Genomic DNA, 18,958 nt, shown 5'->3' with positions numbered 1-18,958 from the left:
CGACCCCTTAGTCGCGCCAGTGTGAATAAGAATCTTCAAAAATCTTACGTAGAATGCCAATTATACTTATTTGTTACTTCAATTTCGTTAACCTTAATATATTCTCATAAATAAAGGTGAATGTCAACTATTTCTTTCGAAAGGTAACATCAATTCTGAAGGAAATGCGTTGAATATGATCAAACATTAACACTAATTACTTTTAATTGTTCCTCGATTTGATTTTTCCAACTTTCTCTTTTATTCACAACAAATTTGTATTGAGCCCCGTCTTTATCAACAACCATTAATCCATTTTTCGTAAGAGGAATCCCCAATACTTTATTGGTGTAGAATTCCAAGTAATCAATATCTGCTAGATTAATTTCCACTTTTTCATTTTGTACATTCATCTTATGTGCTTCATGGATTAATTGTTGATCCGTTAAGTAAAGTTTGCCCCGAACGCCTTCTTTTCCTTTCCATAGATTCGCCATTCCCTTTTTCACTATATTTTCCACATGAATGTCTCCTCTCAAATGTTTTTAATGTATTTATTATGTATACGATTATGTGTGTAGAAGGTTTCAAACATTTTTTGTAAACTTACTTGCTAATTTTTTATAGTTTTTTTAAAAAATACATCCTTTCAAACGGAAGATGGTGATACGATAACAGGTCATAAAATTGATAAGATAAAAACCAAATGCTCAAGCTACAGGAGGAGAGTGAAATTATAAAGAAGATATAAACAGATTGGTAAAGAAGAATACACAAAGAAATAACCTATGGTAATGGATAAATTTAAAGAACGTCACATTAATCAAACTTTAGCTATATGCGACTTTTTTATGTCTATATTAACAGCTTGCATAGCTAATCCACATAAATTATCAAGGGTCTCTTTCGATGAATACGTTGTAGGTGAGGTCTATTTTTATCCATTTCTTGAATACCTAACCTCATAACCATATCTCTTCAACTTCTTTATTCTCCATAAAGAGTATAGTATAATTGCACCATCTAACATGTCAGAAAATGGGTGAAAATAATGAAGGAAAAATTACAAGTGTTAAGTGATCGATTAAACGATATAAGCAGAAGTAATCGCTCTATAAGGTTATTAAAATTATATAATAAATGGACATTTGATTTATATGATCTTGCTAAAGTAGATAAAGATCCCATGGAAATTTTAAATGCTCTCTTGGATAACAAATCGCAGCTCCTCATAAAAGAGAGAGCAGATAATCAAATAGGATTGTCATTTTCACGAAAATTAACTACTTTATTCCGCAATATTCGTCTTATAGAAGAGGAAACAGGTCTATATGACCTTTACCTAGGATACCCGATGATGGAAGGCGCAATGTCAGATGGTACATATGTAAGAGCACCATTATTTCTTCATCCTGTTCGACTAGAAAGAAAAAAGAAAAATGGTGTTGAATGGCATGTTGATCCTATAAATGATCAATCTCCTCAATTAAATCGAACGTTATTTTTGGCTTTGCAAAAATTAAGTAATATTCACGTGCCAGAATCTTTTTTCGAAGAAGCGGAATCCAATGTCAAATCAATGAACATAGAACAATGGAGCCAATGGTTAGCTGATCATGATTTTCCTGTAACAGCAAATATAAACGAACACTTAGAAGTAGTCGAAGAGTATACAAAAGAAACGATACCAACATTTAATAATGGATCCTTCCGTTTAAACCAACAAGCTGTCGTAGGACATTTTCCTCAAGGGAACTCTGCTATTTTAGGAGATTATGAAAAATTTGTTGAAATGCTCGAGCAAGGACAGGAAGATTTAGGAGTAGTTTCAGAGTTTCTAGATATTAACGTGCAAGGAACTGACAAAGAGGTAGATAACCTACCTTCAAATAAAAACCAGTCCTATCAAGAAAAACTAAAAATAGAGAAAAATAAACATTACGTACTTGAAACGGATGCATCTCAAGAAAAAATTCTGGATGCCATTGATCATGAAAAGGGTATGGTTGTTCATGGCCCACCAGGAACAGGAAAATCCCAAGTAATAGTAAATATGATTTCCAATGCCATCGCAAAAGGACAACGCGTTATGCTTGTTACACAAAAACGGGCGGCATTAGATGTTGTTTATCAACGGTTAGATGCACTTAAGCTGTCTTCCAACGTTGCATTACTTCATGATGAGAAAAGCGATCGTAAAACGTTTTATCAAAAGTTAAATGTACAGTTGAATCGCGACCATTCTTATCAAGACTTAGAGAAAGAATTTAATCAATTGTCACAAAAAATAATCAGTACGGAAGATAAACTAGATAAAACAGCTCAAGCATTATTCGAAGTGCAGCACCATGGTTTTAGAGCGTATGATCTGTATGGGTTAAGTAAATCAGCTAAAGAACAAGATAAAATGATCCCATTAGAAGATATATTACATGAACTGAATAAGCACAATTTAGATGATACTTTAAGGAAAGTATGTACATACGGCAGTTATTATACGACATTTGGAAAAGATAATCCTGTCAAAGACCGTAAATCATTCACTGATATGGAATTAAAGGATCGAATTCAACTGATAGAAATACTAGAGAATGCCATTAATGAATCAGATCAAACGATTAAACATCTAGATCATTTCAATGATGATGACATTACTCCAGCCTATAGTCGACAAATCGATAAAAAGCTTGAAAAAATATATGATGATTTAAATGCAGAAGACAAAAAGACTTTACAGAAACTAAGGTTATGGTTATGGACAACTTTCACAGGTAAAACCGTAATTGAAGAATTACTAGACGGTGAAAAGTTTAAAGGGTTGTCATCAAAAGAATGGCCAAAATTAAGAGAGAGTTTAACCATCCTATATGATTTATCCCAGATAACAGAGGATTTATTTAAACATTTAGAAGCAATTGAACCTTATTTTAAAACGGAATCTATTAAAAGTCTAAAAGCACGTGTGTCAAAAGGCGATATTCCTTTAGAAGTATTAAAAAAGAAACAAAGTTATATAAAAGAATACTTTGATGAATTACGCGAAATGGATCGTTTGTATGACCACAGTGCAAAAGAAGTACAACAAATAATAGATCGCTTAATTGAACGGAATTTATCTGATAGTGGTAATTTAGCGGAAGAATGGGCGGAGGTAGCCAAACAATCGGCATACATTCACTGGATCGATAAAATTGAAAGTAAGTATCCGGAGATTGCAATGATCGGAACGGGTACCTTTAAGCATTTAACAGAGGAATTAAAAGAATTATTACGTAAAAAACAAAGCTTAACCATTGATTTGTTGCAAAATCAAACACAACAAATGATAGAAGAAGTAAAGGTAAAAAATCCGAAAGCTGTAAAGGATATGATATATCAAACAGGTAAAAAGCGACAGCTATGGTCAGTTCGCCGTTTAGTAAATGAATTTGCTTTAAATGGATTACTAGATGTCATACCAGTTTGGTTAGTATCACCAGAGATAGCTTCCGCAATTTTTCCGTTAGAAGAAAAAATATTTGATCTAGTTATTTTTGATGAAGCATCACAATGTACAGTGGAAAATGGAATGCCAGCCATTTATCGAGGTAATAAAGTTGTAGTAGCGGGGGATGAACAACAGCTACCACCTTCCTCTTTATTTAAAGGTTCAGTCGAAGCGGATGAAGATGATGAACAAGAAGAATTTGAAGAATCGCAAAGCTTACTGAATCTAGCTAAACGTATCTTACCAAGTAGTTTATTAGAATGGCATTATCGATCGAAATCTGAAGAATTGATTAATTTTTCTAATCATGCTTTTTATAATGGTCATATGCAGATTGCTCCAAACGTCAACCATTTACAAGACCCAGCAGCCATTCAGTGGCATGAATCCAATGGCAAATGGATCAATCAGCAAAATACGGTAGAAGCAGAGGATGTAGTCAAGCTATTAAAGGAGAAATTAATCGAAGATGCATCGAAAACAATTGGGATTATTACTTTCAATGCAAAACAACAAGCAGCCATTGAAGATGTTATTGACCTTTTTAGTGAAGAAGATGCTGAATTTGGAGTTATATATGATCAAGTAATGAGCCGTGACTTAGATGAAAGAGTTTTTGTAAAAAATATTGAAAATGTGCAGGGGGATGAACGAGATATCATTATTTTCTCCATCGCCTATGCAAAAAACAAAGAAGGAAGGGTCTATAATCGCTTTGGTACACTTGGGCAAGAAGGCGGTGAGAATCGTTTAAATGTTGCGGTTACACGTGCTAAGCAAGAAATTCACTTAGTATCTAGCATAGAGCCACATGAACTCAATGTCACAAATGCCAAAAATATTGGACCAAAATTATTAAAAGCATACATGGAATACGCACAAGCTGTCTCCAAATTAAAAAAGGATAAAATCGAAGCCACCTTAACGGATCTGAGTGGGGAAGTAAATACGATAAAACAAGAAGGTAACCTGCAATTTGATTCACCATTTGAAGAAGAAGTATATGAAAAATTAACGGAAATTGGCTACTCTGTTGATACACAAGTAGGTATGTCAGGTTATCGCATTGATTTAGCGGTAGTGGATCCAAATGATTCGAGCAAGTACGTGTTAGGAATAGAGTGTGATGGTGCGATGTATCATAGCTCTCCAGCAGCAAGAGAACGTGACATTTACAGGCAACGATTCATCGAACAAAAAGGTTGGAAGATCGATCGTATTTGGAGTCGAAACTGGTGGAAGGACCCTTATGCTGAAATAGAACGTATAGATCAAATCGTTAAAAGATTGAGTTGATTTGAAATGAATATCTTATATAAAATGAATACAAAGGGTAAATATAAGCACTGTTCTTATAAAGGAGTTTTATAGGTTGTAAGGATTTCTAATAGTGCTAATTTTGCACTGAAAAAAGAACTTATGATTGAACTTTATGTTAGCAAATATTGGAGGTGAGAGTAGTATGTCGATAATCAGGTGTGAATACCTTAAAGAAAAAATTAGTGGCTATAACTTAATTCCATTGGAAGTAAGTCATTTGAAAATATCGAATCAAATTCATTTATCCATAAATAATATTGAGGACTTTTTGAGATTTGCAAGTGACTCTCTATATGATTATGTCTATTTTTATTATACCTATTATGATTCTGAGTACTACAAAATCCCTTTTGACTGGTACAGTGACTATCCAAGGGATTTTATAACGAAAATTAGTAAACATAATAGATCCATAGAGTCATTAGATTTTTCTACACCAAAAAGTTTAACTTTATTTATTCTTCAAAATGGTATGTATGTAGGGATTGTTTTTGAAAACCGATGGATCGAAAATGATGAAATTGAAGATGCAGAGGAAGCTATTGAAATGCTAGAAAACACATTTTATGACGAACTAAAGGAAATTAAAAACTCCAAGGAAGATCTAAAAAAAGATGATGAAAATGAATTGAGAGAGATCATCATAAATGACCCTGAATTTAGATATTGTAAAAATCAAGAGCTTAGGTATTGGTACTTGGTGGAAATGTTAGAAAAAGAAGATATGAAAAAATACGAGTATTTGGTTCAACCACCTGGAATTCCACATAACGGTAAGATAAAAATGTTTATGGACAAGACTTGGATTCTGTATAAAGAAAGAAAAAAGTAATAGGTTATGTTTGGGACACTAGTGAATAACAATGTTTTTAACACCACCATCCAATTGTTCTTATCACTCTTTTTCATTAAATTTACCTGTAATAAACTATTAAGCTAGATGAAACGAAATGCGGATAAAATTAAGATCGTAGAAGTTGATATGAAAATTGCCCAATTCATAAATTTCTGTGTTGAATATTAATAATATGAAGTCATCTTCTCAATAAATATTGAAGATATAATGGCTGCATTTCGTTATATTGAGTCAAAGCTACTTTTACTAGATATTAATCTACCTAGATATGATTATTTTTATTTCCACACGAACAGGTGAAATGGTTCAAGTAATCCCTTTAGAAAATTGTCACGATGTATTTATTATGAAGTTACTGCACAATCTATCCAGATTATGGAATTTTGAGTTCTGAGATAAGCAGGTATCTATGGAGACATGTTAATATAAAATGTTAAGTTCAATTTGTTATGTATAAGTTGAGTTAATGCTAATTTTATTTTAAATTAAAGGAAGATGAAATAATGGATAGAGACCATATAGGCTACACTCAAGGAGAATTTGCTTATATTGAATATGTTAATGGGGAAAGGCTACGGTTTAAACCGACGACTACCAATGCTACTCCCAGGTTGGAAAAGGCAAAAAACGCTTATACTCTAACAGAAGATGAACTAAAATGGATAAGGGGTATATTAAGAGACTATAATCATTCTTCTGAAATAGAGATATCGCCTTCATATTATTATAAAAAGAAGACGGAATATGAACGAAATGAGAATAGGGAAATTGTTAAAACAGAGTTAGATTATTTAAGAGATAAACTGATGAAAGTTACTCCAAAAGAACTACTTAAACTTAGAAGTAAAACAATTAGAGAAGCACAAGGGATTGAGAATTTCTCTGGGGTTTATATCATACATAACTGTGTAAAAGATATGTATTATGTTGGACAAGCGAAAAATATATACTTAAGAGCTAATAAGCATTTTCTTAAAAATGAAGGGAATTCTGAAGTATATAAGGATTATTCTTGTGGAGATGAATTTTGTATTAGCTTAATACCTTTAGAAAAGACCTCGTTTTCAACATTAAACGATTTAGAGGATAATGCAATAAGAGCTTATGAGTCATATCCATGGGGCTATAATAAGATGCCAGGTAATATATTGGATAGACCTATTTTCAAAAATGAGGACTACCAAAAAGTTGCTGAATTAATTTTAAGTAAGATAGAGGGAACAGAATGGTTTTTAAGGATTTCAACAAGTAAGGAAAGGTTCCGTTACACTCACAGTTTATTATCAGAATACCAATTACCTCTAGATGCACATTTTATTACTACCTTTCCTAAGATGATAAAAGAGTGCAAATATGCTGATAAAAAAAGAGTTCATAAGAAATGATCTACCAATTAACAGAACCTTAAGGCTATTCAAATTAAAATTATTTTGATAATGCATCTTCCGTTAAAGGATGTTTATTTTGAAGAAGAACAGCTAATAATAAAAGTCGCTTTTTTCAATTACAACGATACTACTCTATAGAAAAAATATCCGCTTCAGGAATATTCAACTTAAAACAATTCAACAAAATAAAACTCACCCCAAAAGTAAGGACAAAACTGTAATGTTCTTACTTTTTTTATTAAAAACAATTTAAACAACAACATTTCACGTTAATCAATGTTTACAAAACACCCGTTCAGTCATTTTTATAACTCTTTTCCACCCATAATGGTATTTAATAGAATTTTTATGTTAAGTTAATTGTAAATAAACACTAAGCTAGGAGAAACCAAATATGGATAAAATTATGATTGTGGAAGATGATATCAAAATTGCAGAGTACCTACGCTCCTATATTGAAAAATACGGATATGAAGTCATTATCGCAACAGATTTTGAAGATATAATGACTACATTTCGTGATTCGAATCCCAAACTACTTTTACTAGATATTAATCTACCTAGTTATGACGGGTATTATTGGTGCAGGCAAATTCGAAAAGAGTCCATTTGCCCTGTGATTTTCATTTCTGCACGAACAGGTGACATGGATCAAGTAATGGCTTTAGAAAATGGTGGAGATGATTTTATTATGAAGCCATTTCATCCCGATATTGTTATGGCGAAAATTAGAAGTCAGCTGCGCCGAGCATATGGGGAATACGCGACCAAGTATGAAGAAAGAACGGTTACACTGCATGGTCTTCGTTTATATCCGGAACGATTAGAACTACGAATTGGGAAGGATGTAACACAACTATCTAAAAAAGAATCAGATATCATGGAAAGTTTACTAGAACGTTATCCAAGGATTACTAGTCGCCAGGATCTATTGGCAAAACTGTGGGATGATCAAGCATATGTGGATGAAAATACGTTGAATGTAAATGTTGCAAGAGTGCGGAAAAAGTTTCAAGAAATAGGCATAGAAGATGCTGTAGAAACTGTAAGAGGAGCGGGATACCGTATGCGAATTACGTGGGTAGAGGAAGAACGATGAAATTATTTCTTCGCGAACATGCGCTACTCATCGTAATCCAACTTATCCAAGCTATCATGATTCCTTTATTATTTTGGCTAGATGGCTATCGTGGTCTAGGCGTCATCCTATACGCTATCTTTTTATCTATGTTGTTTCTAACGGCTTATCTTATCTATCAATATGTAAGTAGAAAAAACTTCTACCATCGGTTGCAAAATCCAATGGAAACCCTTGATGTATCGCTTGAGACTACCGGACAAAATCGAATAGCTGAAGCCCTCGACCAATTACTGATTTCGCAGTATCGTCTGTACCAGGAAGAGCTTCAAAAAGCAGAGGATAGACAGGATGAGCATTTGTTATTTATGGATCGCTGGGTTCATCAAATGAAAACACCACTTTCTGTAATAGAACTAACTGCACAAACCCTGGATGAACCAGAATCATCAAGTATACGTGATGAAACGGATCGAATGAAAAATGGGTTAAACACAGTTCTCTATATGGCAAGACTCCGCACACTTGCAGAGGACTTTCAGGTTAAAGCCGTTACGCTTTCCAAGCTAATACATGAAGTGAATCAGGAAAATAAGTTATTTTATATACGTCATGAAGTGTATCCACAATTGAAGGAACAAAAGCCAGGAATAGTCGTTGGTACTGATGAGAAGTGGCTTTTTTTCCTCCTAACACAAATCGTACAAAACGCTGTTAAATATTCTACTGGAAAAACCAAACAGCTTCAGATATCTATTTATGAAAAGGGAAGACAAGCTGTACTAGAAGTTAAAGACTTTGGAATTGGTATTCCAGTAGTTGATCAAAAGCGTGTTTTTAATAAATTTTATACTGGAGAAAATGGCAGGAAGTACCGAGAATCTACAGGTATGGGGCTATATTTGGTGAAAGAGGTTATAGATAGGCTGGAGCACCGCATTGAAATGGAATCAAAAGTCGGGGAAGGGACAACGATTCGAATTATTTTTTCCAAAACGCAAAACCTTACACCGATGTAAGATTCATGAAAGCATAATCGATAGTTTCCAGATAAAAGCTTGAGCTATACTTTTATTAGAAGTTATAGAAGAGGAGAATGATTATGCTTAAACTCACAAAAGTAAGTAAGATTTATGAAGGAAAAGTGGCTTACCGAGCCCTAACTGATATTGATTTAGAAATAGAAAAAGGTGAATTTGTTGCCATTATGGGACCTTCCGGAAGTGGGAAAACAACGCTACTTAATATTGTTTCCACAAATGACACACCCACTACAGGGGAAGTGACAATTGAAGGGGAAAAACCACATAAGCTAAAGAAAAATGCGTTAGCTAAATTTCGTAGAAACGAATTAGGGTTTATCTTTCAAGATTTTAATTTGATGCATACCTTAACGGTGGAAGAAAATATTGTTTTACCACTTACCTTAGATGGAACGCGTGTAAGAGAAATGAAGGAAAAAGTGCATAAAATTGCGAAGAGTTTAGGCATATCAACCATTATGAAAAAGCGCACATATGAAATTTCTGGTGGGCAAGCGCAAAGAGTAGCGATTGCTAGGGCAATGATTCATGATCCTAAGCTCCTGTTGGCAGATGAACCAACAGGTAACCTTGATTCAAAAGCATCGAATGATGTTATGAAAATGCTCGTAGCCATTAATGAAGCCGAAAAAACAAGTCTTTTAATGGTAACACACGATGCCCAAGCAGCAAGCTATTCAGACCGCGTTATTTTTATCAGGGATGGGAAGCTTTATTCTGAAATACATCGTGGGGAGAGTAGACAAGCCTTTTTCCAAAAAATAATTGACATGCTTTCATTGATGGGAGGCGATGGCAATGACCTTTCGTCAGTTCGCGTTTAACAATGTGTTACGCAATAAGCGATTGTATATTGCTTACTTTCTTAGCAGCATGTTCACGGTGATGGTTTTCTTTACCTTTGCAATTTTCGCCTTTCATCCTGCTTTTTCAGATGGTGCCATTAATCAGAATGCACTATTTGGAATGCTTGCAGCTGGTGGAATCATTTATGTGTTTTCCTTCTTTTTTGTTCTGTATTCAATGAGTGCTTTTTTACAATCAAGGAAAAAAGAGTTTGGTTTGTTAATGATGCTTGGTGCAACGAACAAGCAAATACGTTTGATGGTATTTTTAGAAAATATCTTAATCGGCTTTTTTGCTACAGTCGGAGGTATACTGACTGGTTTGGTATTCGCAAAAGCTATTCTCTTAGTAGCTGAGAATGTATTAATAATTAGTGAATCTCTCAATTTTTATTTTCCTACATTTGCGATTGTTATCACTTTTATTAGCTTTATGTTTCTCTTTTTCTGTATCTCAATTTTTGTTTCATTTATTTTACGTACAAATAAACTAATTGATTTAATTAAAGGGGATAAAAAGTCTAAGGGAGAGCCAAAATCATCAAGAATTTTATCGGTACTGGCTGCACTGCTACTTATTGCTGGATACGGAACTGCACTCTACGTGGAGGGTACACAAGTAGTTTTTGCGCTGATTCCAGTAATTGTTCTCGTTACTCTAGGAACGTACCTTTTATTTACCCAACTAAGTGTGTATATCATTCGACGGTTAAAAAGTAACACCTCTATCTTCTGGAAAAAAACAAATATGTTGCTGTTTTCAGACCTTTCTTTTCGGATGAAAGATAATGCGCGAACATTTTTTATGGTGGCGATCATATCCACCGTTGCTTTTAGTGCAATTGGAGCCTTATATGGTTTTCAATCATACTTAGACAAACAAATAAAAGAAAGTACTCCTTATAACATTGAATATATGCCGTGGCGAGATGATACTAAAGAAATTATCGACCAAGATATTAGTAAAGTGAACGCTATTTTGGAAGAAGAAAATATATCTGCAAAGATGGAGTCGATTGAACTTAATTACTTTGAAATGCCTGAACTAGATCGTGAAGTGTTAGTTGTAAGAGCTTCTGATTATAATCGTCTAGCAGCCATGGTCAACGAAAGGCTGCTTCATCCAATGGAGAATGAAGCAATTGTAGCTGAAAATAGTGATACACAACTAGCGATGGACTCAAAAGCTAGTGAAGTGTTGATGGCATCAAGTGTCGAAATAGGGACCGGACAAGAAATTAAACCAAGCCATGTGGTGAATTCATTCGTATTAATAAATGATGGTTATTATGTGGTGGATGATGCGTTTTATGAACAACTAGGTACACCAGTTAGGGAGGATATGAGTGCTGTATGGAAAGCAGATGAAGGACAAAGTGAACGATTGATTAAGGCTGGAAGAAAGCTAAATGAACAAGTAGAGCATAGAGTGTATGCAATTGATTATACGGTTTATGAAATCAATAAAGCTTATGGACCAATATTATTTATCGGTTTGTTCATTGGAATTGTGTTCTTCGTTTCAGCTGGCAGTTTTCTCTATTTCAGATTGTTCTCAGATTTAGATGAAGAAAAGCGTAAATTTCGTTCGATTGCTAAAATTGGATTAACACAAAAAGAGTTAAAAAGAGTCGTTAACTGGCAAATTATTATTTTGTTTTTCTCGCCAATAGTTATTGCATTAATTCATGGTGGGATAGCACTTAGCGCATTATCACGGATGTTCGATTACAATTTAGCAGTGGAGTCTTCGCTTGTATTAGGAAGCTTTGCGGTTATTCAAATTATCTATTTCCTAGTAGTGCGATTTTTCTATGTGAAACAGGTGAAGCGGATGGTATTTTAAAAAGTCCTTCTCAAAAAAATGACTGACATAAACTATGATGGAGTGTAATTATAGGTATATGCAATATAAAAATTAAATATAGGTTAAAATTAAAATCAAGACTTTACCTTGCAAATCATATTTGCAAGGTATTTTTTTGCCTTCATAGGTATATCCAATTGGATTGGAAAATGTAACGATTGATGCAAATGCTTCCCATAAGTCTTATATCACAACCTACTTTAGAACGAAGTATTCATAGTTCATAATAGCTCTTCTTCTGAAAAATGTTTAACTAATAGGTATATAGGTTAGTTGTACTATGGACGTAAAAAAACTAAGAAGGAGATGATAGTATGAACGATCTAGGGAATTCTTTTCAGCAAATGTTGAATAATTTAATTCAGGCTATTCCTAATGTGATTGCAGCACTTCTATTACTTATTTTAGCTTGGATCGTTGCTGTTGTGGCAAAAGGCATTGTAGAAAAGCTTTTTGTGAAATTTGGCGTGCATAAAGCCATTGGAAAAACAAATTTCGTAGAAGATGAAGAACAAGGTAAGAATGTATTAAAATCAATTGCAAAAATTGTTTATTTATTAGTATTTATTTTGTTCTTACCGGCAATATTAGATGCATTAAATATGAATTCAGTATCAGGGCCAATTTCCAATATGATGGATAAACTACTTGGCTTTATTCCTAATATAATTGCTGCAGCAGTTATTCTGGTCATTGGTTACGTAATTGCAAAACTCGTTAAAGAATTAGTGGAAAGATTATTAGTTAGTTTAAATGTAGATAGATGGTTTAATAAAGTTAAGCCAACTTCTCAGCAAAGTGATGATGTAAATGTTACGTTATCATCTGTTTTAGCAAATGTATTATTTGTAGTTATTTTAATTCCAGTAATAACAATTGCACTAGAAGCATTAGAAATTCAAACAATATCGCAACCAATTACTGATGTATTAAACAGTGTATTAACGATAATACCAAATATATTTATTGCGATTGTATTAGTAATCGTTGGGTATTATTTAGGTGAAATCCTCGGCAAGCTTTTAACAGGATTGATACAAGGTACTGGCGTGAATAATATTTTCTCTTCATTAGGTATGGAAAATGCAGAAAATAAAGTACCTTTTGATATTGCCAAAGCCCTTGGAATAACAGTAAAAATCATCGTTATCTTGTTCTTTACTGTAGAAGCTTTAAGTGTATTAAACTTAGAAGTTCTTAATCAAATTGGAAATGCTATGATTACCTACCTTCCATTCCTAGTTAGTGCTTTATTGATTCTAGGTGGAGGAATTCTATTAGGTACATTCCTAGCCAATCTAATTAGAAAATACACGAACAGTGGAATTACAGCGACACTAGTGAAGTATATTGTAATTGTTTTTGCTGTGTTTATGACATTAGATCAATTAAAATTTGCTACTTCTATTGTTAATATAGCGTTTATCCTAATCTTAGGCGGATTAATGGTAGCATTTGCAATCTCCTTTGGTATTGGTGGACGTGAGTTTGCGAAAAACCAATTAAGAAAAATAGAATCGAAAATGAAGTCTGATCATACTGATGATACTTCTCATAATGACCATGATCGATTAAACTAATCGTTTGTAATACAAAAAACCTGCACATTTCGTGCAGGTTTTTTCTTTTCTGAAAAATTAGCAACGCTTCTGGAATCCAGAACTTTATATATGGTGTAAAAGGTTAATAGAGATTTATTTGTATTTGCGCTCTTGTTATTAGTTCCTTCCTATTCAAGCCATTGCAACTGGTTAGCAATTGTCTTATTCATACTGTGCAGATTTTTCTTTTTATCTTTCTCTCTAATTTAAAACGAAGCATTTTTTAGTTGAAAATAGTAGTTGGATAAGATAAAAGCGTATCTAATTATAGAATGATTGACGGAAACCGGATAGTAAGTAAATACAAGCTAACATTAAATCAAAGAAAATAAATACACTTCGTAAATCGTAATCATTACTATTTACAATAAGTAAAGTAAATGCTATAATTCCCTTTAAACGTAATTATTACGATTTGGAGGTGTTTATTTTTGCGGATAAGAGATTATAAAATTCCAGTCAACATTGTAACTGGATTTCTCGGAGCGGGAAAAACCACGCTTTTAAATAAGATTCTTGAAGAAAAATCGAATGAAAATATCGTAGTCATTATAAATGAGTTTGGTGAATTATCTGTAGATCATCAGCTTATCGTTACCACAAAGGAAGAAATAATTGAAATAAATAGTGGCTGTATATGCTGCAACGTCCGCAAAGATTTAATTGACACACTTAACACCATCATAAGAAAACAAAAAGGACATGCAAGGCCAATTGATAGAGTTATTATTGAAACAACTGGGATGGCCAACCCGGCACCAGTTATTCAGACATTTTTAATGGACATAGAAATGTCTCGTTCTTTTAAGATCGATAGTGTTTGTGCAGTTCTCGATGCGAAGCATTTATTTCAGCACATCGAGGAAGATGAGTTACAACAACAAATCGCATTTGCTGATGTTTTGTTGTTTAACAAGACAGACCTAGTTTCTGAACATACAGTGAAAGAGTTGGAAAGAAAAGTGGGGGAAATCAATCCCCACGCGAAGCGATTTTGTACGGTTAATTCTCAGCTAGACTTCACTCAAATTATCGGGTTACATTCCTTTGAGTTAAGTAATTTACTAACCATTCAACCAGACTTACTGAATAATATTGCTTATCACTCGCACAATCAAAAAGTAAATTCTATCGTTTTCCATGATGATCGTGCACTTGATTTGCAGAAATTGAACAACTGGTTAGCATATTTGGTACAAATAAAAGGGGAAAGCTTATATCGTTACAAAGGAATATTATTTATAAAAGGAATTGAGGAACGTGTCGTTTTTCAAGGAGTGCATATGCTATTTGCCAGTACGAAAGATCGTTTATGGAAACAAGAGGAGAAAAAGTGTAATGAAATTGTATTTATTGGAAAAGACTTGGATTTTAGTGAACTAGAAGAAGGTTTTAATTATTGTCTCGTTTAGGCATAAAATTAACGAAAATATGGAGGGAAACTATGAAGAAGATACCTGTAACAGTACTAAGCGGCTATTTAGGATCAGGTAAGACGACGCTACTAAACCACATTTTACATAATAAAGAGGGATTGAAGGTTGCGGTGATTGTAAATGACATGGGTGAAGTTAATATAGATAGTTCACTTATTAAGCAGGAAGGAACAATTTCTCGGACAGACGAAAAGCTCGTTGAGATGTCTAATGGATGCATTTGCTGTACATTACGTGAGGACTTACTTATCGAAGTGAAACGGATCGTTGAGGATGGGAATATTGACTACATTATTATTTAATCATCAGGCATATCAGAGCCAGTACCTGTTGCACAAACTTTTTCCTACATGGACGAGGAGCTAGGTATCGATTTATCTACGGCCTGTCAATTAGACACAATGGTTACAGTAGTTGATGCTAATCGCTTTGGTTCAGGAGATACATTATTAGAGCGTAAAGAAGCGGTTAGTGAAGAAGATGAACGTAAAATTGCTGATTTATTATTAGATCAAATTGAATTTTGTGACGTGCTTATATTGAACAAAACTGATTTAGTAACAGACACAGAGTTAGTCAAGCTCACTAAAGTTTTAGAGAAGCTACAACCAGAAGCAAAAATAATAAAATCAAGCTTTGGTAAGGTAGATCCTAGCGAGATTTTGGGTACTGGTGCATTTGATTTTGATAAAGCAAGTGAATCAGCCGGCTGGTTAAAGGAATTGACAATTGGTCATGCCAACCATACACCAGAAACAGAAGAATATGGTGTGCATTCCTTTGTATACGTAAGAAAAGAACCATTTCATTCCGTCCGATTTAAGAGTTTTGTGGAATCAATGCCAAAGTCGATAATCCGTGCGAAGGGAATAGCATGGTGCGCCACTAGAAATGATCTTGCTTTATTAATGTCGCAGGCTGGACCTTCTACATCGATTGAACCTGTTTCATTTTGGGTTGCAGCTTTACCGAAGGAGCGACAACAAGAAATTATACGGGAAGAGCCAGAAGTTTTAGATGAATGGGATCAAGAATATGGGGATCGAATGACTAATCTCGTATTTATTGGTATCGATATGGACCAGGACTTAATCACCGAGGAACTCGATCGGTGCTTATTAACGGAAAGTGAGCACGTAGACTGGGATATTTTAGAGGATCCATTTGATTGGGTATTGCAAACGAACTAAAGTGAAAATTTTTTAAATTTTAAATCGTAATGATTACTATTAAATGAAGGGGAATGTATATGGCTAAGAAGTCCAAAATTGCAAAAGAGAAAAAACGTCAGGAATTGGTGAAGAAGTATGCACAGATTAGGAGAGAGTTAAAAGAAAAAGGAGACTACGAAGCATTACGGAAGCTTCCAAGAGATTCATCCCCAACAAGATTGAAAAACCGCTGTGAGGTAACAGGAAGACCAAGAGGATATATACGTAAATTTCAAATGTCACGGATTGCATTTAGAAAGTATGCGCACAAAGGTCAAATACCAGGAGTAAAGAAAGCGAGCTGGTAAATTTCTCAGCCTTTTAATGAGTTGCATTTTTTAAAAGAGAATGAAGGCAAGAAAGGAGGAAGGGGTCGTGTATAAATGGATAATTGTAGGTGGAGGTATTCATGGTTGCACGGTAGCTGTTCATTTACTTAAAAGTGGTAAAGCAAAGCTTGATGAGTTATTAATTATTGATCGATACAAAAATCCACTTCATAAGTGGTCGATGATTACAAATAGAATTGGCATGGATTATCTCCGTTCCCCATCAGTGCATCATATCGATAAACGTCCATTTAGTCTCCAAGACTTTGCAAACAAACATGGGGAAGGTAGCGTCTTTCTTGGGATATATAAAAGACCACTACTAGATTTGTTTAATCATCATTGCCAAACACTGTTAAACTCTCTATCCATTGAAAAAGTGTGGCATCAAGCGGAAGTTACAGACATCCATTCAACAAATAGCGGATGGCAGATAAGTACAAATCATAATGTCTTACTAGAATCGAAGTATGTGGTCCTGGCGCTTGGTGTGAATGAACAGCCTGCTCTTCCAGAGTGGGCTGCTTCATTGCGTAATAAAGCACCAGATAAAATAAGACATATTTTCGAAGAGCAATTAGGCGAAGTGAAGGAAGAAGGTAACATTTGTATCATCGGTGGAGGAATATCAGCAGCACACTTGGCGACCAAGTTATGTGCAACTTCTAATAAGCAAGTAACGTTAATAAAGCGTCATCCGTTTCGTGTGCATGATTTTGACAGTGATCCGGGCTGGTTAGGTCCCAAATTTTTGGTCAAGTACCATAAAGAAACAGATTATCACAAGCGACGTTTAATTATCAATCAGGCCAGAAATCGAGGGTCTGTACCTCGAAAGACATTTTTAAAATTAAGGAAATGCCAAGCACAAAATCAATTAGAAGTTATTGACGATGAAATACAGACAGCATCATATTCCGAAGATAGATTCCATTTATCTTTTGAAAAATCTGACTCAAAGGATTTTTCTTTTATTTGGCTTGCGACTGGCGCACAATCTTGCCTCCCTGAAAATCAATTATTAGAAAAATTGATTAAACGCGAAAAACTACCATGTGCAGAATGTGGCTTTCCTATTGTAAATAAAGAACTCGAGTGGAAGGAAGGTTTATATGTTACTGGGGCCCTAGCGGAACTTGAGATTGGTCCAGTTTCACGTAATATAGCTGGAGCTAGGAAGGCTGCTGCTATATTAGTTTCTTTACGTGCAATATCAGAATAAAAATTGAAGGATGAAATGTGTCATATTGATAGCGTATTACAATAAAAGTTGATCACTTCTGAATTAAATACTGAGTAGATTTAGCTCCAAAGGTAATTAATTATTACTAATATATTAGAAACACGATATTTACAAGCGATTGAGAAGTGTTACATTTTTCATTATTTAAAAGAATTTATCCATTTTAGCATGTTACTCTATAAACAGCCCTATTCTTAAGTTGCTACCCAAAGATTCATTAACAGTTGTCAAAATAGTTTACTGTCTATTCTTTAAAATGAAAATAACTAATCCTTGCACTATAAAGGTAAGTAAGATTAGCACCCAGATACTGTCTCGATAAGTATCGAAGGTTAGCGTATTAATATATGTATGATAAGATTCAATGAGTAGCCAACCAATTGGAAAGATTGGAGCAGAAGAGACATATGATACATTTATAATTTGTTTACCGCGTTCCGTTTTGCCTTCCGCGCCCCAAATAAATTTCAAAGAAATATATAGGCAAATAAGGAATATGGGTACTAAAATTAGTCCAATTACAATCAACTTATTTCCTCCTCTTTTGTTTACTGACCCTTCCTGTATATCTTTACTTATAACCATTTTTCCATTTGGTTTTGATAGTTAGTAACTCCTAAACTAAACGATATACTCTTCAGAAAAAGCAATGGTAACAAAATTCGAATTTAACAAATAGAAATATTTATAAAAATTGTAATATACTTCTAAATTAAAATCAATGATATTTGAGATGTGAACAAACAAAAAATGGAGGGAGAAATATCCCCCACCATCTCTTAGATTATTTATTTTGATTAAAATAGTTTCTAAGTGCAAATGTTACGGAGAAATACACAACAAGTCCGATTACTACTATATTAATAATCCATCCTAGTAGTCCAAAACCCATCATGCTAGATCCATATCCACCCATCATAAAGCGTCACCTCAAATCTAGTAATTATTCATCATGTTACGCGCTTCATTGTTGCTGTTTTGCATAAAACCATCTTCTCCATGGCAATTATCGAACATTTCTTTTTGTTCTTTTGTTGATAAATTCGGATGCATTTCTTCAATATATGGCTTCATTTGCCCGAAATTAAACAAGCCCTCACCTTGATTATTTGCTGCCGCGGAAGTGTAAGTTGCACCGCCTAATAGAACTATTCCTGTTAGTACACCAATGATTATTTTTTTCATTTTTATCATCCTTTCTTGATTATCTTTATTGTATCCTCTATAAATGTAGATTTTATGTAGAACTTATGTGAAAGTTGTGAAGATTAACAG

The 18,958-nt window shown here is 34.0% G+C and carries 15 protein-coding genes and 1 pseudogene; 12 read left to right on the top strand and 4 right to left on the bottom strand.

From position 1 onward, the window contains the following. Positions 1-179: 179 nt before the first annotated feature. On the bottom strand, positions 180-500 hold the full coding sequence (locus tag DFR57_RS05170; protein WP_114352084.1) for a hypothetical protein: 321 nt from the start codon (positions 498-500) through the stop codon (positions 180-182). Between the two features lie 530 nt (positions 501-1,030). Between DFR57_RS05170 and DFR57_RS05165 the strand changes: the two genes are divergently transcribed. The 12 genes and pseudogenes from DFR57_RS05165 to DFR57_RS05110 all read left to right on the top strand — a co-directional run bounded on the left by DFR57_RS05165 (position 1,031) and on the right by DFR57_RS05110 (position 17,662). Continuing rightward, positions 1,031-4,762 (top strand): AAA domain-containing protein, encoded by a 3,732-nt coding sequence (locus DFR57_RS05165; protein ID WP_114352083.1) that lies wholly within the window; start codon positions 1,031-1,033, stop codon positions 4,760-4,762. A gap of 166 nt (positions 4,763-4,928) precedes the next feature. Then, on the top strand, positions 4,929-5,618 hold the full coding sequence (locus tag DFR57_RS05160; RefSeq protein WP_114352082.1) for a hypothetical protein: 690 nt from the start codon (positions 4,929-4,931) through the stop codon (positions 5,616-5,618). Between the two features lie 527 nt (positions 5,619-6,145). After that, a complete protein-coding gene (locus tag DFR57_RS05155) occupies positions 6,146-7,027 on the top strand; it encodes a GIY-YIG nuclease family protein (protein WP_114352081.1) in 882 nt (293 codons plus the stop codon). A gap of 397 nt (positions 7,028-7,424) precedes the next feature. Then, positions 7,425-8,129, top strand: a complete 705-nt coding sequence (locus tag DFR57_RS05150; protein ID WP_114352080.1) for a response regulator transcription factor — start codon at positions 7,425-7,427, stop codon at positions 8,127-8,129. Beyond that, positions 8,126-9,127 carry a sensor histidine kinase gene (locus DFR57_RS05145; protein ID WP_114352079.1) on the top strand — a complete coding sequence of 334 codons (1,002 nt, stop codon included), beginning with the start codon at positions 8,126-8,128 and terminating at the stop codon, positions 9,125-9,127. Before DFR57_RS05150 ends, DFR57_RS05145 begins: the two co-directional genes overlap by 4 nt. A gap of 83 nt (positions 9,128-9,210) precedes the next feature. After that, positions 9,211-9,975: an ABC transporter ATP-binding protein gene (locus tag DFR57_RS05140; RefSeq protein WP_114352078.1), complete on the top strand. Its 765-nt coding sequence runs from the start codon at positions 9,211-9,213 to the stop codon at positions 9,973-9,975. After that, positions 9,950-11,842 carry an ABC transporter permease gene (locus DFR57_RS05135; RefSeq protein WP_114352077.1) on the top strand — a complete coding sequence of 631 codons (1,893 nt, stop codon included), beginning with the start codon at positions 9,950-9,952 and terminating at the stop codon, positions 11,840-11,842. The genes DFR57_RS05140 and DFR57_RS05135 overlap by 26 nt, the downstream gene beginning before the upstream one ends. 335 nt (positions 11,843-12,177) lie before the next feature. Next, positions 12,178-13,443, top strand: a complete 1,266-nt coding sequence (locus tag DFR57_RS05130) for a mechanosensitive ion channel (RefSeq protein ID WP_114352076.1) — start codon at positions 12,178-12,180, stop codon at positions 13,441-13,443. A 452-nt stretch (positions 13,444-13,895) separates the two neighbouring features. Further along, positions 13,896-14,876 carry a CobW family GTP-binding protein gene (locus DFR57_RS05125; protein ID WP_114352075.1) on the top strand — a complete coding sequence of 327 codons (981 nt, stop codon included), beginning with the start codon at positions 13,896-13,898 and terminating at the stop codon, positions 14,874-14,876. A 32-nt stretch (positions 14,877-14,908) separates the two neighbouring features. Next, positions 14,909-16,090: pseudogene (locus DFR57_RS05120) on the top strand (GTP-binding protein). Between the two features lie 59 nt (positions 16,091-16,149). After that, positions 16,150-16,419, top strand: coding sequence for a 30S ribosomal protein S14 (rpsN, locus tag DFR57_RS05115; protein WP_114352074.1), 270 nt, complete (start codon positions 16,150-16,152; stop codon positions 16,417-16,419). A 67-nt stretch (positions 16,420-16,486) separates the two neighbouring features. Next, complete coding sequence (locus DFR57_RS05110; RefSeq protein ID WP_170132909.1) at positions 16,487-17,662, top strand: FAD/NAD(P)-binding protein; 1,176 nt, start codon at positions 16,487-16,489, stop codon at positions 17,660-17,662. Positions 17,663-17,920: 258 nt separating this feature from the next. Here the strand turns inward: DFR57_RS05110 and DFR57_RS05105 are convergent, their stop codons facing one another. The 3 genes from DFR57_RS05105 to DFR57_RS05100 all read right to left on the bottom strand — a co-directional run bounded on the left by DFR57_RS05105 (position 17,921) and on the right by DFR57_RS05100 (position 18,868). After that, entirely contained in the window at positions 17,921-18,211 is a 291-nt protein-coding gene (locus tag DFR57_RS05105; protein WP_114352130.1) for a hypothetical protein, read from the bottom strand. 256 nt (positions 18,212-18,467) lie between these two features. After that, entirely contained in the window at positions 18,468-18,602 is a 135-nt protein-coding gene (locus tag DFR57_RS18550) for a hypothetical protein (RefSeq protein ID WP_281270471.1), read from the bottom strand. Positions 18,603-18,619: 17 nt separating this feature from the next. Next, entirely contained in the window at positions 18,620-18,868 is a 249-nt protein-coding gene (locus tag DFR57_RS05100) for a hypothetical protein (protein WP_114352072.1), read from the bottom strand. Positions 18,869-18,958: the final 90 nt, after the last annotated feature.

Source organism: Saliterribacillus persicus, assembly GCF_003337485.1.
Classification (GTDB): Bacteria; Bacillota; Bacilli; order Bacillales; family Amphibacillaceae; genus Saliterribacillus; species Saliterribacillus persicus.
Note: the sequence above shows the minus strand (reverse complement) of the source record. Positions and strands in the feature narration are given on the sequence as shown.

Excerpts from the sequence above, each read along its gene's own strand:
- DFR57_RS05145 (WP_114352079.1), top strand. The coding sequence starts at position 8,126 with ATGAAATTATTTCTTCGCGAACATGCGCTACTCATCGTAATCCAACTT.
- DFR57_RS05135 (WP_114352077.1), top strand. The coding sequence starts at position 9,950 with ATGACCTTTCGTCAGTTCGCGTTTAACAATGTGTTACGCAATAAGCGA.
- DFR57_RS05150 (WP_114352080.1), top strand. The coding sequence starts at position 7,425 with ATGGATAAAATTATGATTGTGGAAGATGATATCAAAATTGCAGAGTAC.
- DFR57_RS05140 (WP_114352078.1), top strand. The coding sequence starts at position 9,211 with ATGCTTAAACTCACAAAAGTAAGTAAGATTTATGAAGGAAAAGTGGCT.
- DFR57_RS18550 (WP_281270471.1), bottom strand. The coding sequence starts at position 18,602 with ATGATGGGTGGATATGGATCTAGCATGATGGGTTTTGGACTACTAGGA.
- DFR57_RS05165 (WP_114352083.1), top strand. The coding sequence starts at position 1,031 with ATGAAGGAAAAATTACAAGTGTTAAGTGATCGATTAAACGATATAAGC.
- DFR57_RS05155 (WP_114352081.1), top strand. The coding sequence starts at position 6,146 with ATGGATAGAGACCATATAGGCTACACTCAAGGAGAATTTGCTTATATT.
- DFR57_RS05100 (WP_114352072.1), bottom strand. The coding sequence starts at position 18,868 with ATGAAAAAAATAATCATTGGTGTACTAACAGGAATAGTTCTATTAGGC.
- DFR57_RS05130 (WP_114352076.1), top strand. The coding sequence starts at position 12,178 with ATGAACGATCTAGGGAATTCTTTTCAGCAAATGTTGAATAATTTAATT.
- DFR57_RS05160 (WP_114352082.1), top strand. The coding sequence starts at position 4,929 with ATGTCGATAATCAGGTGTGAATACCTTAAAGAAAAAATTAGTGGCTAT.
- rpsN (WP_114352074.1), top strand. The coding sequence starts at position 16,150 with ATGGCTAAGAAGTCCAAAATTGCAAAAGAGAAAAAACGTCAGGAATTG.